Below are 15,179 nucleotides of genomic sequence, written 5' to 3'. Positions count from 1 at the left end.
CTCTGTATTCTGGTTCTGCAAGGGCCAGATGCGGAGTTTTTTGTTTCTGACTGTTGCATAATCTGGCCCGGGTTATGCAGTCAAACGATCAACGTCTGAGTGCAACGCCGCGCCGGATCACCGAACCACGGGGTTTCGGGCGTCGGAACACGAAGGATCTTTCGATTGAGTAACACAGGGTGGGCCATCCGATGATGCGTCTTTGTGCAACGTTACTGATTTGCCTGCTCGGCAGCCTCGGTTCAGTGCATGCCGCGCCCGGGCGTCACCCTGTCTGGAGCGTCGGATATCACGAAATGACGTTCCTCGATCCTCTGGATCTGCAGCCGATGCGCGCCATCGCCTTTTATCCCTCCAGCGACCGCGAACACACCAGCCTGCTTGAGGGCTACACCGTCGAGGCCGGCGCCGACACCAAGGTCGCCATTGGCCGCTTCCCGATGCTGATGTTGTCCCACGGCAACACCGGCACCCCCATCGCGCTGCATGACCTCGCCACTTCGCTGGCACGCAAGGGCTTTGTGGTGGTGGCGGTGATTCATCCCGGCGACAACTCCAAGGATCACAGCCGGCTCGGCACCCTGAGCAATCTGTATGGACGGCCGATCCAGATTTCCGAAGCGATCACCGCCACCCTCGGCGACCCGATGCTGTCGCCGTTCGTCAACGCCGATCAGGTCGGAGTGATCGGTTATTCGGCCGGCGGCGAGACCGCGTTGATCCTTTCCGGCGCGCAGCCGGACCTGGATCGTTTGCGCCGTTACTGCCAGGAACGCCCGGACGACCGCGATGCCTGCAACACCCAGGGCGAGCTGATCGTCGATCGGGATGACTTGCAGCCCGTAGCCGATCCGCGCGTGCATGCGTTGTTGCTGATGGCACCGCTGAGCCTGAAGTTCGGTCGTCACACCCTGGCGGATGTGCATGTGCCGGTGCTGCTGTACAGCGGCGATGGCGACAAACTGGTGGCCTTCGACAAGAATGCTGCGGCGCTGGCGCGCAAGCTGCCGACTGCGCCGGACTTCAAATTGCTTGCCGGGGCAGGACACTTCGTGTTCATGGCGCCGTGCAACGAAGAGCAGATCCGCGCCATGCCGGCGCTGTGTACCGACGCCGACGGTGTGGATCGCGAAGACATCCATCGCAACCTGATTTCCGAAGCCGGACAGTTCTTTTCGCGTACGCTTGGCAAACCGAGCCGGGCGGGGATGCAGACCGCCGATCAGTGAACGACTCAATTCCCCCCTGTGGGAGCGGGCTTGCTCGCGAAAGCGCCGTGTCAGTCAGTGCATCAGGTGACTGATACACCGCTTTCGCGAGCAAGCCCGCTCCCACAAGGGACAATGTATTTCAGTCTTGAAAACTTGCCCGGCGCTTGAGCAACAAGGTCAATCCCAGCCCGATCACCGACAACAGCGCCGCGCTGAAGAAAATCCACGAATACCCCAGGTTCAACGCCACCGCGCCCATCAGCGGCCCGGCAATCGCGAGCGCCAGATCGAAGAACACCGCATACGCCCCCAGCCCCGAACCCCGGCTGGAATTGGGTACCTGCTTGATCGCCTCAACCCCCAGCGCCGGATACACCAGCGACAGGCCGAAACCGGCCAATCCCGCACCGAGCAACGCGAACGCGGTGGACGGCGCCAGCCACAACAGCACCAGGCCGACGGTTTCAATGGTCATGCAGGCGATGGCTGAGTTGAAGCCGCCAAAGCGGCTGATGGCTGAAATGAACAGCAACCGCGAGAGGATGAAGCACACGCCAAACACCGTCAGGCAGTACGCGGCGCCGCTCCAGCCCCGATTGAGGTAATAGAGGGTGATGAAGGTGGTCAGCGTGCCGTAGCCGATGGATGCCAGGCTCAGACTGGCGCCAAACGGTGCAATGCGCCCGAACACCGCCCAAAAAGGCAGCCGCTCGCCGCGGATCACCGGCACCGAGGGTTTATTGCGGATCAGCACCAGAGCGCCCGCCGCCAATACCGACAGAGCGACGCCGAGGCTGGCAAAACCGTAATCGGCAACCATCACCACACCCAATGGCGCGCCGATCGCAATCGCGCCATAGGAAGCAATACCGTTCCAGCCGATCGACCTCGCCGTGTGTTCGGCGCCGAGTTGGCCCATGCACCAACTGATGGTGCCGACCCCGATCAAGCCCTGCGCGACTCCGAGCAACAGCCGCCCGGCGATCAGAATCAGCAGGCTCGGTAACGGGAAGTCCTGCAGCAGCGTCGACAGCAGCGTCAGCAGCCCACTGAGCACGATCCCCGACAACCCGTAAACAATCGCGCGCTTGGTGCCGATGGTGTCCGACATGCGCCCGGCCATTGGTCGGCTGAGCAGGGTGGCCAGGTACTGTGAGCCGATCACCAGTCCCGCAATGATCGCGCTGAACCCCAGTTGTTCGTGCACATAGCCGGGCAACACGGCAATCGGCAGGCCGATGCACAAGAAGGCAACAAAGGTATAGAAAACGATGGAAACGATCTGCAGGGTGATCGCCATGGAGCTTTGCGGGGGCTGTTGCTGCGCAGACATGAGGGCTCGTTCGCGGGCGGCGGTAGGAGAGCCGGCATCATGGCTTGGCGCTGGAATAAAAGGAAGCAGGCTAACTATTTTTCCTGGCGCTGGCGGTGTATTCGAGGGCCTCTTCGCGAGCAAGCCCGCTCCCACATTTGGAGTGTGGTCCCCTGTGGGAGCGGGCTTGCTCGCGAAGGCAGTCGCACCGACAAATCGTTCGCCCCTGAAATGCAAAAAGCCCCGTCACACAGACAGGGCTTTTCAATGCCAGCTTGCAGCTAAAGGTGTGTAGCGACCTTTAGAAAACAACACCCTGACTACGCAGGTAGTCATCGTAGGTGCCGCTGAAGTCAGTCACACCATCCGGGCTCAGCTCGATGATGCGCGTGGCCAGGGACGATACGAACTCACGGTCGTGGCTGACGAAAATCAGCGTGCCCGGGTAGTTTTCCAGCGCCAGGTTCAGCGCCTCGATCGATTCCATGTCCAAGTGGTTGGTCGGTTCGTCCATGATCAACACGTTCGGCTTCTGCAGGATCAGCTTGCCGAACAGCATGCGACCTTGCTCACCACCGGAAATCACTTTGACCGACTTGAGGATCTCGTCGTTGGAGAACAGCATGCGGCCCAAAGTACCGCGAATCATCTGCTCACCCTGCGTCCACTGACCCATCCAGTCGAACAGCGTCACGTCGTCTTCGAAGTCGTGAGCGTGATCCTGAGCGTAGTAGCCCAGTTCTGCGGCGTCGGTCCACTTGACGCTACCGGCATCCGGCGTCAGTTCGTTGACCAGCGTGCGCAGCAGGGTGGTCTTGCCGATACCGTTCGGGCCGATGATCGCCACGCGCTCGCCAGCTTCAACCTGGAAGCTGAAGTCTTTGAACAGTGGCTTGCCGTCGAAACCTTTGGCCATCTTTTCGACCATGACGGCCTGACGGTGCAGCTTTTTGTTCTGCTCGAAACGGATGAACGGGCTGACACGGCTGGAAGGCTTGACCTCGGCCAGCTGGATCTTGTCGATCGCCTTGGCACGGGAAGTGGCCTGCTTGGCTTTCGAGGCGTTGGCCGAGAAGCGGCTGACGAACGATTGCAGCTCGGAAATCTGCGCTTTCTTCTTGGCGTTGTCCGACAGCAACTGCTCGCGGGACTGGGTCGCCACGGTCATGTACTCGTCGTAGTTGCCCGGGAACAGGCGCAGCTCGCCGTAATCCAGGTCAGCCATGTGTGTGCACACGCTGTTCAGGAAGTGACGGTCGTGAGAGATGATGATCATCAGGCTGTTACGCTGGGTCAGGACGTTTTCCAGCCAGCGAATAGTGTTGATGTCCAGGTGGTTGGTCGGTTCGTCGAGCAGCAGCACTTCCGGATCGGAGAACAGTGCCTGAGCCAGCAATACGCGCAGCTTCCAGCCTGGCGAAACTTCGCTCATCGGGCCGAAATGTTGCTCGATGCCGATACCCAGGCCCAGCAGCAGCTCACCGGCGCGGGATTCGGCGGTGTAGCCGTCCATCTCGGCGAACTCGGTTTCCAGCTCGGCCACGGCCATGCCGTCTTCTTCCGACATTTCCGCCAGCGAGTAGATGCGGTCGCGTTCTGCCTTGACCTTCCACAGCTCTTCGTGACCCATGATCACGGTGTCGATCACGGTGAATTCTTCGTAGGCGAACTGGTCCTGACGCAGCTTGCCCAGGCGCACGTTCGGCTCGAGCATGACCTGACCGCCGGACGGATCGAGATCGCCGCCGAGGATTTTCATGAAGGTCGACTTGCCGCAACCGTTGGCGCCGATCAGACCGTAGCGGTTGCCCGCGCCGAATTTGACCGAAACGTTTTCGAACAGCGGCTTGGCGCCGAACTGCATCGTGATGTTAGCTGTAGAAATCAAGAGTTTTTCCTGCGAAGCATTCTGAGTAGCGAGGGTGCGGCCGGAGCGCTTGGCCCGAGTCAAAGTGCGCTGAGGCGGGGAGAGTCCCGGCATCAACCAAGGGGGGCGCGTAAAGTTTGGCGGCGATTGTACTGGTCTGGCGCTTTAAACGATAGGGCGATGACGCCGCGACTGCCGTTTGGCAGATTCAGCGGACAGTTTTTCACAGATGAGGTTCACCATTGGTTACAAAGTATGGCTAAAATGCCATCCGATAACCCAAGAGCCGCTAACGGCATGGGCTCAAGGAAGTGCCACCGGGACAGTATTTGTATTCATGCCACTGCATCAGACCCTGGGCCTCCGGCCGGCAGGCGCGCAGTTTGTTCACTTTTGACGTGTGACGATTTCCGTGAAACTCATCATTGCCGCTATTTATGTCATTTCGATTGCATACGTTCACCTTCGTGGTCGTGTGCGTCACAAATTGGGCCGTCAACTGAGCGATCACTCGACGTTTCTGGCTCCGATCAACTGCTTCCTCTACCTGTTTTCGAAGAAGCCGAACAAGCCGTACCTCGATCCATCGGAGTTTCCGGACCTGAGCCCGTTGCAGGCGCACTGGGAAGAAATTCGCCAGGAGGGTCAGGATCTGCTGCGCGCCGGTGAGATCAAGCGCTCGAATCAGTACGATGACGTCGGTTTCAACTCGTTCTTCAAAAGTGGCTGGAAACGTTTCTACCTCAAGTGGTACGGCGAGAGCCATCCGTCGGCGATGAAGCTGTGCCCGCGGACCACCGAGCTGGTGCAGAGCATCGGGTCGATCAAGGCTGCAATGTTCGCCGAGCTGCCGCCGGGTTCGAAACTGGTGCGTCACCGTGACCCGTATGCCGGCTCCTATCGCTACCACCTGGGGCTGGACACGCCGAACGACGCCGGTTGCTACATCAATGTCGACGGCGAGAGCTATCACTGGCGCGACGGCGAAGCGGTGATGTTCGATGAGACCTACATCCACTACGCCGAAAACACCACCGACAAGAACCGCATCATCCTGTTCTGCGACATCGAGCGCCCGATGAAATACCGCTGGGCGGCGGCGTTCAACGCTTGGTTCAGCCGCACCGTGATGTCGGCGGCCGGTGCGCCAAACGATGCGGGCGACCGTACCGGCGGGATCAACCGGCTGTTCACCAGGATCTACAAAGTCCGCCTGCGTGGCAAAGAGCTGAAAAAACGTAATCGCGCCCGCTATTACATGGAAAAGTGGGCGATCTTCGGCGGTTTGCTGGCGATCTTCATTCTGATCTGACCGCATCGCCAACAGGCTGGCTTCCACAGCGGATGATTAATCCTGAGGGTTACATTCCCTCAGAAAGAAATGCATTCCAAATGTGCGAGCGAGCCTGCTCGCGAAGAGTGTCTCAAAGCCAACCTGTCCACTTCCTGACAGGAACCGCATCTGACTATTCCCCAGAAGCTTTTTTGGTCTTTCTCGCCGGTGCAGCCTTGCTGGCCGGCTTGGCTTTCGCCCGGGTCTTGGCCGGCGCTTTGCCGCCCAGGCTGCGTTTGAGCAACTCGGTCAAATCGATGACATCCGCCGTTTTGCGCTCTTCCTCGCCACCCACCGTCTCGACATCTTCGATCTTGCCTTCATGGGCCTTTTTCTCGACCAGGGCCATGATCTTGTCTTCGAATTCGTCCTTGTAGTCCTCGGGACTCCAGTCTCCGCTCATGTCCTGCACCAGGCGCTTGGCCATATCCAGCTCGCCCTTGGCCAGTTGCGGCTTGGTCACCTCGCTGCCCAGCTCCAGTTCATCCAGACCGCGCACTTCCTGCGGCCAGCGCAATTTGACCAGCACCAGCGCCGATTCCAGCGGCATCAGTGCAGCCAGATATTGCCGGGTGTGCAGAACGACACGGGCAAGGGCGACCTTGTTGGTTTTGCTCAGGGTTTCACGCAGCAGCGCGTAGACCTTGCCGCCGCGTTTGTCCGGGGCGAGGTAGTAGGGCGTGTCGATGTTCTGTAGCGGGATCTGCTCGGCATCGACGAACGAAAAGATGTCGATGGTCTGGGTCGATACCGGATGTGCTGAACGGATTTCTTCCTCGCTGAGCACCACGTAGCGACCTTTTTCATAGGCCACGCCTTTGACGATGTGCTCCTTGGTGACTTCCTTGCCGGTCACCTTGTTGACCCGCTTATAGCCCACCGGATCCATGCTGCGGCTGTCCAGCCAGTCAAAGTCGACACCGTGCGAGGACGTTGCCGACACCAGCGCGACGGGGATGTGCACCAGTCCGAAGCTGATCGCGCCTTTCCAGATTGCCCGAGCCATGGTCAGTTCTCCGAGTGATGATCAGGTGACCTGCGACGCGCGGCGAAAGTTTCCAGTGATTGCGTGGGCCCCAAGGGTTCTGGTCAAGCCGTGTTACATGTTGTTTAAAGGCCATGGGTTAACAAATCCGAACCGGCGGCGTAGCGTGGACACGAAGGCTCTATCCCCTGTGCATCGTGAGGCTGACCCATGAACCGAATTCCGCTAGGCATCATCGTTCTGCTTTTTGGGGCAGGTCTGGCGCATGCTGATGTCGGGGCACCGTCCGCGCCGCTGTTGCTGGCGCAAAGTCCCACGGGCACCAACAACAATCCCTACAACAGCCCGATCCGCCGGGCCAATCCCAACAGCATGCAGGGCACACAGCCCAGTGCGCCGGTGATTCGCGGGCCCGGCACGGTGCCGGTGCCGAGCATGCCAACGGTCGGCAACGGCGGCATCGGCAATGGCCAGCAGCAACGTTCAGTACCGAGTACGCCGCCGAAATTCATTCCCAATCCTCCTCCACGAGACGGAGACAGCAACCGGTGAACGCCAGGCCTGAGCGCCTGCAAGCCTTTCAGACGAACAAAAGGAATCGTGCATGTTGCGTAAAACCCTTCTAGCCACGCTGTGCGCCGGCGCGCTGGTCAGCGCTCCGGTGTTCGCCACTACCCCCAAAGAGCTGCAAAGCGAACAGGGCACCCTTGAGGTCACGACCATTACCCAGGGTCTCGAACATCCCTGGGCACTGGCCTTTCTGCCCGATCGCCAAGGCATGCTGGTAACCGAGCGTCCGGGCGCCCTACGGGTGATTGGTGCCGACGGCAAACGTTCGGAGCCTATCATCGGCGTGCCCAAGGTCTGGGCCAAGGGGCAGGGTGGTTTACTCGATGTGGTGCTGTCGCCGGACTTCAAGCAGGATCGGCTGGTCTACCTGTCGTACGCCGAGGGTGGTGGCGCCGGGGACATGGCCGGAACGGCGGTGGGCCGTGGACGGCTCTCGGATGACCTGCGCACCTTGAACGACTTCAAGGTGATCTTCCGTCAGGAGCCGAAACTGTCGACCGGCAATCACTTTGGTTCACGGCTGGTGTTCGACCGCGACGGTTACCTGTTCATCACCCTGGGCGAAAACAACGACCGGCCTACCGCGCAGGATCTCGACAAACTGCAGGGCAAGGTGGTGCGGATCTTCCCCGATGGCAAGGTGCCGGATGACAACCCGTTCGTGGGGCAGTCCGGCGTGCGTCCGGAAATCTGGTCATACGGTCATCGCAACCCGCAAGGCGCGGCGCTCAATCCATGGAACGGAACACTCTGGGAGAACGAACACGGTCCCCGTGGTGGCGATGAGGTGAACATCATCGAACGCGGCAAGAACTACGGCTGGCCGCTGGCGACCCACGGCATCAACTACTCCCTGCAACCGATCCCGGAAGCCAAGGGCAAGAGTGTCGAGGGCGCCGTTGATCCGCACCATGTCTGGGAGAAGTCACCCGGCGTTACCGGCATGGCGTTCTACGATGCCGATCGCTTCAAGCCTTGGCAGCAGAATCTGTTTATCGGCGCGCTGGTCAGTCAGGAATTGATCCGGTTGCAGTTTGACGGAGACAAGGTGGTGCACGAGGAGCGCTTGCTGGGCGATCTGAAGCAGCGAATTCGTGACGTGCGGCAGGGGCCGGATGGCTATCTGTATGTGCTGACGGATGAGGACAATGGCTCGTTGTACAAGGTCGGCCTGAAGTAACCCTCGTCCTGGCAGGCGGATAATCCTGTGGTGAGGGGGCTTGCCCCCGTTCGCCTGCGAAGCAGGCCTGGTTAAAACAGGGGCCGCTCCGCGACCCAGCGGGGCAGGCCCCCTCGCCACGGGTTTCTTAGCGCGAAGACTTATCGAGGTGACAAGACCACCGCCGCGCGCAATTTCCCTCGCCCAAACCGGCTCATCTTCTCAAACTCCCCATGGCTGACCGGCACGTGCTGGCAATCCATGGGCTGACGATGCTGGCTGTGATCGACGTCGGGGTCATGCAGGTACACAAAATCTTCGTCGCAATCGGTAACCACCACCCAGTGCGGTGACTTGGAGCGGGTCAGGCGATAGCTGCTGATCAGCACCAGAGGCTGACCGCCAGTCCCCAGCAGGCGCGGCAGATCAAGATGGGTGCCAATCATCCGTTCGATGTCGGTCTCCTGCAGTTGCGCGCTGAACTCCTCATGCACCAGGCGCATGACGTCTTTTTTATGCTCATCGCGCACGCCGTCGAGAAACAACGGCCCGGCCATACTCAATTGCAAACGTACGCGAAAGCCCCGGCGCCATGCCGCCAGCGCCAGACCCTGCGGGCTGCAGCCGCCGTGACCCGAGGTCATGAACACGGTGGTCGCTTCTCGCCAGAGTTGCAGTTCTTCACGCCGCTCCAGCAAACGCCCGGGTTGCAGCGCGCCCATGGCCATCAACAGGCATGCCGGGCCACAGGTGAACTCGGTGGTTTGCGGGTAGTAGGGCACCTTGATGCCGAGTGAATCACGGTGCTGCACGATGCGCTTTTCCAGACGCAGCGCGTCGGCATGGTCTTCGTAGTAATCGTGAATCAGCGCAAAGCGCCGATAGCCGTTGCGCTCGTACAGGGCAATCGCGGCGGGGTTGTCGATGCGCACTTCCAGGCGCAAGTACGCACAATCGTGCTCCACCGCGCAGGCCTCGATACGTTGCAGCAACTGTTTGCCCAAACCGATGCCCCGCGCTTCGCTGGCAATGGCGATGGAGTACAGCCGCGCCAGCGACGTGCCGCGATGAAACAGCACCAGCGCGTAGCCGAGCAATTGCCCCTCATGTTCGGCCACCAGCAACTGCGCATGGGCGCGGGTGATCATCCACTGGAAGCTGCGGCTGGTCAGCCGATCGGTGGTGAAACATTGCATTTCCAGAGCCAGCAGCGCCGGCAGATCTTCAACTACCGCCAAACGAAAAACAGCCTTCATATGACCACCGTAAAAGTTGCGTAACGAAACGGGACTTTCGAAAAACTTCGTGCTTAATAGAAATGGTCTTGTTCTCCAACGGATCAATCTCTATGTCAGCGGTACAGGGTCATTGGCGCGAAGTATCCGAGCAAAGTTTGCCGGCGGCAACTTTTTTAAATCCAGCCATCAGAACTTCCAGTCAAGTGTTGATCATCGTCGAACGCAAGGAAGACTGGGCCTCATACTTTCCTAGCGAGGACATCGTCACCGCGCAGGAATACCTTGAGCAAACCCGTGACAGTGAGCCGGGCAAGCGCGTGCAGGTGATCAATCTGTGCCGCAGTTACAAGTACCTGGGGCACGGTTACTACTGCTCGCTGCTGGCGGAAGCCCGTGGGCACAAGGTGATTCCCTCGGTACGCACCATCAGCGAACTGACCAGAAAATCACTGTACGGGCTGGCGTTGGATGACCTGGATAAAACCCTGGAAAAAGCGCTCAGTCATCATCTGTACAGTGATACCGAAGGTTTCACCCTGACACTTTATTTCGGCAACACGCATATCGAGCCGCTGCAGGATCTGGCCCGTCAGTTGTTTGAAGTGTTCCCGTGTCCGATTTTGTTAGTTGAGTTTCGTCGAACTAACGGTTGGCACATCGAAGGCATAAAGTCTGGCGCCTTGCACAAGTTGCGTGACGATCAGGAAGATCAGTTCGCCAATGCACTGGACGGTTTCAGCCGTAAAGTCTGGCGGGTGCCGCGCTCGCCACAAGTAGCGCGTTATGACCTGGCGATCCTGCACGATCCGCAGGAAGCGCTGCCGCCGTCAAACCCCAAGGCACTGGAGAATTTCGTGCGAGTCGGCAAGCGCATGGGCATCGATGTCGAGCTGATCGAGCGCAAGGACTATGCGCGGCTCGCCGAGTACGACGGCTTGCTGATTCGCGAGACCACCAGCGTCGACAACCACACCTATCGTTTCGCCAAGAAGGCTGAAAGCGAAGGGCTGGTGGTGATGGACGATCCGACGTCGATTCTGCGCTGTACCAACAAGGTTTATCTGACCGACCTGCTCAACAGCCATCAACTGGGCATGCCTGCCACCGAAATCCTCTACAAGGAACGACCGGAAGATTTCGAACGGGTCGGCGAGCGCCTCGGCTTTCCGCTGGTGCTGAAGATTCCCGACGGCTGTTTTTCCCGTGGGGTGATCAAGGTTGAAAGCCAGCAGGCGCTGCTTGAGGCCACCGCAGAACTGTTTGAACACTCGGTGTTGCTGCTGGCCCAGGAGTTTTTCTACACCGAGTACGACTGGCGCATCGGCGTGCTTAACCGCAAGCCGATCTTTGCCTGCCAATACTTCATGTCCAAGGGTCACTGGCAAATCTACAACCACAAGGCCAAGGGCCAGGACATCAACGGCGAGTGCCGCACTATGGCCGTTCATGAAGCGCCGCGTGCGGTGGTGGAGTTGGCGGTGAAGACCGCGAACCTGATTGGCGACGGCCTCTACGGCGTGGATCTTAAACAGGCTGGCGACAAGGTGGTGGTGATCGAGGTCAACGACAACCCGAACCTCGACGCCGGCATCGAAGACGCTTATTTGCAGGACGATCTGTATTCACTGGTACTGGAAGAGTTTGTGCGACGGCTGGAGCTCAAACGTCGCGGCCAGGCCTGGTGAAGCGCCGATGATCAGCAGTTTTGCATTGAGTCATGGCGCGTTGCAGCGGGTCGAGCGGCTGGACGCCGAGGTGATGCTGTTCAGTCAGCCCGATGCTGCCGAGCGCGACTTGCTCCACAGTCACTACAAGGTCGATGAACACGCGCTGGCCTCGGCGCTGGACCCGGATGAAGTCTCGCGAATCGAGTTTCACCCCGATCACTTGTTCCTGATCTGGAAACGCCCGGAAAACTATTCCGGCGGTGGCAGCCTGGCATTTGAAGTGTCGTCCTGCGGCTTGCTGTTCTCACCTGGGCAACTGCTGGTAATCGCCACCGACGATACGCCGCTGCACGGCATCGGCACGCGCCAGCCGCTCAACGCGCCGCTGGATGTGTTGCTTGATTTGCTGTTCAACAACATTCACCACTACCTCGGCCATCTGAAGGTAATCAAACTGGTGGCCCGTGAACTTCAACAGAAGTTCAACGCCTCGATGCAGAACCAGCATCTGGTGCAGATGTTCAACCTCAGCGAAAGCCTGATCTATTACATCAACGCCCTGCACAGCAACGGCGCGGTGCTGACGCGGCTGCGTAATCATGCCGACAAACAGCATTTCGGTAGCGAGGCGATCGGGCTGATCGACGACCTGATCATCGAAAACAACCAGTGCTACAAGCAGGCAGAGATCTACTCCACGGTGTTTTCCGGGCTGATCGATGCGCGTGGCAACCTGATGAACAACAGCATGAACAACCTGCTGCGCAAACTGACGTTGATCAACGTGGTGTTTCTGCCGTTGAACCTGATTGCGAGCATCGGCGGGATGTCGGAGTTCAGCATGATGACGGCAGGCACGCCGTGGTGGATTTCGTACCCGGTGTTTCTGCTGGTGATGTTGTTGGGGGCAGGGGGGATGTTGTTTGGGCTGCGGCGGTTGGCCAAGTGATTGAGCGGACGCCTTCGCGAGCAAGCCCGCTTGTATGTTTAGACTTGAAGGGGTGGGCGGGACTAAAAGCTCGATTCCGACTCTAGCCAGTACGGACCGTGGGAGACTTCTCGTTCCGCCCCTTCTACCTAAAGCGCCGATAAAGAATTCATCGGTAGAACCGACGATAGAGGCAAGCCAGCGCTACGGTAGACCCCAACAAGCACCTAAACCCTAGCTCCGAGGATTCGTCATGACAATCCTTACCTCGCCAACGGTAGTTGGTATCGATGTCGCCAAGGCCGAAATCGTCGTTTACCGCGAAGACTTGAAAAATATCCAGTTCATCAGCAACGATCGCGCATCGATTGGCCGCTGGCTCAAGACCCTACCTGCTCATAGCTCGATTGCCCTGGAGGCCACGAGCCTTTACCACCTCGATACGGCTGAGCTGGCTCACGGCATGGGGCACCGTGTTTATATTGTGGACCCTTACCGGGTGAGCCATTACCGCGAAGGTGTTGGTCAGAGAGCAAAAACTGACCCCTGCGATGCGCGCCTGCTGGCGCGTTATCTTTCCAGCGAGCAGCAACGACTGCGGGTCTGGAGTCCACCTCCTCAGCTCTATACCGTGCTGAAAAGCCTGCTTAATAAGCGTGCACAGCTGGTAAAAAACCACGCTGGCCTCATGCTGAGCTGGTCAAGCGAACCTCTTTTGAAAGAACTCTCGGTCCAAGAGCGGGAACACTTCAAACGCTCTGAACAGGTGATTCAGAAATTGCTGCGCGAAATCAGCGAGGAGGCGGGCATCACCGAAAATATCCGGCGCTGTAAGGCGATTGAAGGGATCGGTGAGTTGACGGCCACGGGCTTGGCTACCACTTTTATGCCTGGTGATTTCGCCAGCGCCGACGCTTTTATAGCCTTTTTGGGGATGGACTTGAGGGCAAAGGACTCAGGGAAAAAGCACAGTCCTCGCCACCTGAGCAAAAAAGGTGATGGAGAGTTAAGGCGTCTTGCGCACAATGCCGCAATGGCTGCCTGCCGGTCTCCTGTTTGGAAACCGTTCTATGAGTCCTACTTGGCAAGAGGTCTGGCCAGAACTCGAGCCTTGGTCATCCTCGCCCGCAAGCTCTGCCGAGTGGCATTCGCTCTCATGAAAAATCAGAGCGAATACCAACCGAATGTGAGGTTGCAGGGTTCCCCTGCAACATAGAATCTCCCACATTGGATCTGAGTCTGACGCATAACCCCTGTGGGAGCGGGCTTGCTCGCGAAAGCTATTTCAGCAGCACTGGAGCTCGGGATCAGCTCGCTGGATCCGCCACAACCACCTTCCTGCGTTCCCGAACCCCACGCACCACCAGATCAACAACGGCCCAACCGACACAAACACCGCCGTCAGCAGCAAATACGGCACCACCGACCACACAGACATCCCCCGCGCCCGCGCATCCTTGACCATCCACACCCCGGCCAGCGTCGCCAGCAAATACAGATCAATCACCACCTGCGCGGTATCCGGACGCGACATCAGACTGATGCCGAAGTCGATCAACGACTGTTCAGCCTGGAGCATCACCGACACGGTGTAGCCAGTAAACGCAATCAACGCAGTGAGGGGCAGGGCGACAGACATCATGCATTCCTTCCTTGGGGTGATGAGCAGAATCGCCAGCCTATAGCGCCGGCGCCAAATAAGCCATTGACGCGCGCACCGCCGTCGGGCTAATTTCAGGTTCATGACTTCCACCGTATTGCGCTGCCAGCCAAGCATTATTACCGCCATTCCTCATTTGGCGGGCTAGCTCACGACTGCAGCACCCAACCCGCCCTAGAGGCGGGTTTTTACTTTCTGTCTCCGGGGTTCTGATCAAAACGTCAGGAGACGATCATGCCGCACAGCCCCGACCAGCAAGCCCTGCTTGAGCAGTACGTGAAAAAAATCCTGGCCGCGCCGGTCTACGACATTGCCGTGCGCACGCCGTTACAGGCGGCGCCCGCACTGTCCGAGGCGCTGGGCAATCGGATCCTGCTCAAGCGCGAAGACCTGCAACCGACGTTTTCCTTCAAGATCCGTGGTGCCTACAACAGGCTGGTCCAGTTGAGCGATGCGCAGAAAGCACGCGGGGTGATCACCGCCTCGGCGGGCAATCATGCCCAGGGCGTGGCGCTGGCGGCGCGGGAATTGGGGATCGCGGCGACCATCGTCATGCCCTCGACCACACCCGAACTCAAGGTGCTTGGGGTGCGAAGTCGTGGTGCCGATGCGCTGCTGCACGGCGAGAGTTTTCCGTTTGCCCTGGCCCATGCGCTGCAACTGGCCGAGCAGACCGGGCGCACCTTTGTTTCGCCGTTCGACGACCCGGACGTGATCGCCGGCCAGGGCACGGTGGCCATGGAAATCCTGCGTCAGCATCAGGGGTCGCTGGACGCGATCTTCGTTCCGGTCGGTGGCGGCGGCCTGATCGCCGGCATCGCGGCGTACGTCAAATACCTGCGGCCGGAGGTGCGCATCATCGGTGTCGAGTCGGAGCACTCGGCCTGCCTGAAGGCGGCGCTGCAAGCGGATGAGCGGGTGGTGTTGCCCAGTGTCGGGACATTCGCCGATGGTGTGGCGGTGGCGCAGATCGGTGCTTATGGTTTTGAAGTGTGCCGGTTTTGCGTGGACGAGGTGATCACCGTCAGCAACGACGACCTCTGCACGGCGATCAAGAACATCTACGACGATACTCGCTCGATCACCGAGCCTTCCGGCGCACTGGCGGTGGCCGGAATCAAACAGTACGTGGCCCGCAGTGGTATTCGCGAGCAGACTTTCGTCGCGATCGACTCTGGCGCCAACATCAACTTCGACAGCTTGCGCCACGTCGCCGAGCGCGCCGCGGTGTGCGGCGCCCCGGCGTGAT

General features: G+C 59.3%; 11 protein-coding genes and 2 pseudogenes. 8 read left to right on the top strand and 5 right to left on the bottom strand.

The window, feature by feature from the left end:
* Window positions 1-191 precede the first annotated feature (191 nt).
* A complete protein-coding gene (locus AC1UK9_RS14925; protein ID WP_025109560.1) occupies window positions 192-1,229 on the top strand; it encodes an alpha/beta hydrolase family protein in 1,038 nt (345 codons plus the stop codon).
* Between the two features lie 121 nt (window positions 1,230-1,350).
* On the opposite strand, the gene AC1UK9_RS14920 is transcribed toward AC1UK9_RS14925, so the two are convergent.
* Together AC1UK9_RS14920 and AC1UK9_RS14915 are read right to left on the bottom strand one after the other, a co-directional pair.
* Window positions 1,351-2,544: an MFS transporter gene (locus AC1UK9_RS14920; RefSeq protein ID WP_482577828.1), complete on the bottom strand. Its 1,194-nt coding sequence runs from the start codon at window positions 2,542-2,544 to the stop codon at window positions 1,351-1,353.
* A gap of 280 nt (window positions 2,545-2,824) precedes the next feature.
* Window positions 2,825-4,411 (bottom strand): ABC-F family ATPase, encoded by a 1,587-nt coding sequence (locus AC1UK9_RS14915; protein ID WP_025109562.1) that lies wholly within the window; start codon window positions 4,409-4,411, stop codon window positions 2,825-2,827.
* Between the two features lie 391 nt (window positions 4,412-4,802).
* Between AC1UK9_RS14915 and lpxO the strand changes: the two genes are divergently transcribed.
* Window positions 4,803-5,702 (top strand): lipid A hydroxylase LpxO, encoded by a 900-nt coding sequence (gene lpxO, locus AC1UK9_RS14910; protein ID WP_025109563.1) that lies wholly within the window; start codon window positions 4,803-4,805, stop codon window positions 5,700-5,702.
* Window positions 5,703-5,856: 154 nt separating this feature from the next.
* On the opposite strand, the gene ku is transcribed toward lpxO, so the two are convergent.
* Entirely contained in the window at window positions 5,857-6,729 is an 873-nt protein-coding gene (ku, locus tag AC1UK9_RS14905; protein WP_473015858.1) for a non-homologous end joining protein Ku, read from the bottom strand.
* Between the two features lie 189 nt (window positions 6,730-6,918).
* On the opposite strand from ku, the gene AC1UK9_RS14900 reads away from it, so the two are divergent.
* Window positions 6,919-7,260: a hypothetical protein gene (locus AC1UK9_RS14900; protein WP_482577826.1), complete on the top strand. Its 342-nt coding sequence runs from the start codon at window positions 6,919-6,921 to the stop codon at window positions 7,258-7,260.
* A 52-nt stretch (window positions 7,261-7,312) separates the two neighbouring features.
* On the top strand, window positions 7,313-8,458 hold the full coding sequence (locus AC1UK9_RS14895) for a PQQ-dependent sugar dehydrogenase (protein WP_482577825.1): 1,146 nt from the start codon (window positions 7,313-7,315) through the stop codon (window positions 8,456-8,458).
* 140 nt (window positions 8,459-8,598) lie between these two features.
* On the opposite strand, the gene rimI is transcribed toward AC1UK9_RS14895, so the two are convergent.
* Entirely contained in the window at window positions 8,599-9,693 is a 1,095-nt protein-coding gene (rimI, locus tag AC1UK9_RS14890; RefSeq protein WP_482577823.1) for a ribosomal protein S18-alanine N-acetyltransferase, read from the bottom strand.
* A 92-nt stretch (window positions 9,694-9,785) separates the two neighbouring features.
* Here rimI and AC1UK9_RS14885 point away from each other — a divergent pair, with 92 nt between their 5' ends.
* The 3 genes from AC1UK9_RS14885 (at window position 9,786) to AC1UK9_RS14875 (ending at window position 13,486) form a co-directional block, all read left to right on the top strand.
* Complete coding sequence (locus AC1UK9_RS14885) at window positions 9,786-11,360, top strand: RimK family protein (protein ID WP_482577821.1); 1,575 nt, start codon at window positions 9,786-9,788, stop codon at window positions 11,358-11,360.
* A gap of 7 nt (window positions 11,361-11,367) precedes the next feature.
* The gene (locus AC1UK9_RS14880; RefSeq protein WP_025109569.1) at window positions 11,368-12,291 is read left to right on the top strand and encodes a magnesium transporter CorA family protein; all 924 of its coding nucleotides are present in this window, start codon (window positions 11,368-11,370) and stop codon (window positions 12,289-12,291) included.
* A gap of 232 nt (window positions 12,292-12,523) precedes the next feature.
* A complete protein-coding gene (locus AC1UK9_RS14875) occupies window positions 12,524-13,486 on the top strand; it encodes an IS110 family transposase (RefSeq protein ID WP_482577820.1) in 963 nt (320 codons plus the stop codon).
* 91 nt (window positions 13,487-13,577) lie between these two features.
* Here the strand turns inward: AC1UK9_RS14875 and AC1UK9_RS14870 are convergent.
* Window positions 13,578-13,912, bottom strand: a pseudogene (locus AC1UK9_RS14870) (DUF2834 domain-containing protein).
* 283 nt (window positions 13,913-14,195) lie between these two features.
* On the opposite strand from AC1UK9_RS14870, the pseudogene ilvA reads away from it, so the two are divergent.
* Window positions 14,196-15,154: pseudogene (gene ilvA / locus AC1UK9_RS14865) on the top strand (threonine ammonia-lyase, biosynthetic); the annotation flags it as partial.
* Between the last annotated feature and the right edge of the window lie 25 nt (window positions 15,155-15,179).

The organism is Pseudomonas sp. AK-TSAG1-1 (assembly GCF_056821665.1).
Note: the sequence above shows the minus strand (reverse complement) of the source record. Positions and strands in the feature narration are given on the sequence as shown.

Excerpts from the sequence above, each read along its gene's own strand:
- AC1UK9_RS14925 (WP_025109560.1), top strand. The coding sequence starts at position 192 with ATGATGCGTCTTTGTGCAACGTTACTGATTTGCCTGCTCGGCAGCCTC.
- AC1UK9_RS14920 (WP_482577828.1), bottom strand. The coding sequence starts at position 2,544 with ATGTCTGCGCAGCAACAGCCCCCGCAAAGCTCCATGGCGATCACCCTG.
- ku (WP_473015858.1), bottom strand. The coding sequence starts at position 6,729 with ATGGCTCGGGCAATCTGGAAAGGCGCGATCAGCTTCGGACTGGTGCAC.
- AC1UK9_RS14900 (WP_482577826.1), top strand. The coding sequence starts at position 6,919 with ATGAACCGAATTCCGCTAGGCATCATCGTTCTGCTTTTTGGGGCAGGT.
- AC1UK9_RS14895 (WP_482577825.1), top strand. The coding sequence starts at position 7,313 with ATGTTGCGTAAAACCCTTCTAGCCACGCTGTGCGCCGGCGCGCTGGTC.
- rimI (WP_482577823.1), bottom strand. The coding sequence starts at position 9,693 with ATGAAGGCTGTTTTTCGTTTGGCGGTAGTTGAAGATCTGCCGGCGCTG.
- AC1UK9_RS14885 (WP_482577821.1), top strand. The coding sequence starts at position 9,786 with ATGTCAGCGGTACAGGGTCATTGGCGCGAAGTATCCGAGCAAAGTTTG.
- AC1UK9_RS14880 (WP_025109569.1), top strand. The coding sequence starts at position 11,368 with ATGATCAGCAGTTTTGCATTGAGTCATGGCGCGTTGCAGCGGGTCGAG.
- AC1UK9_RS14875 (WP_482577820.1), top strand. The coding sequence starts at position 12,524 with ATGACAATCCTTACCTCGCCAACGGTAGTTGGTATCGATGTCGCCAAG.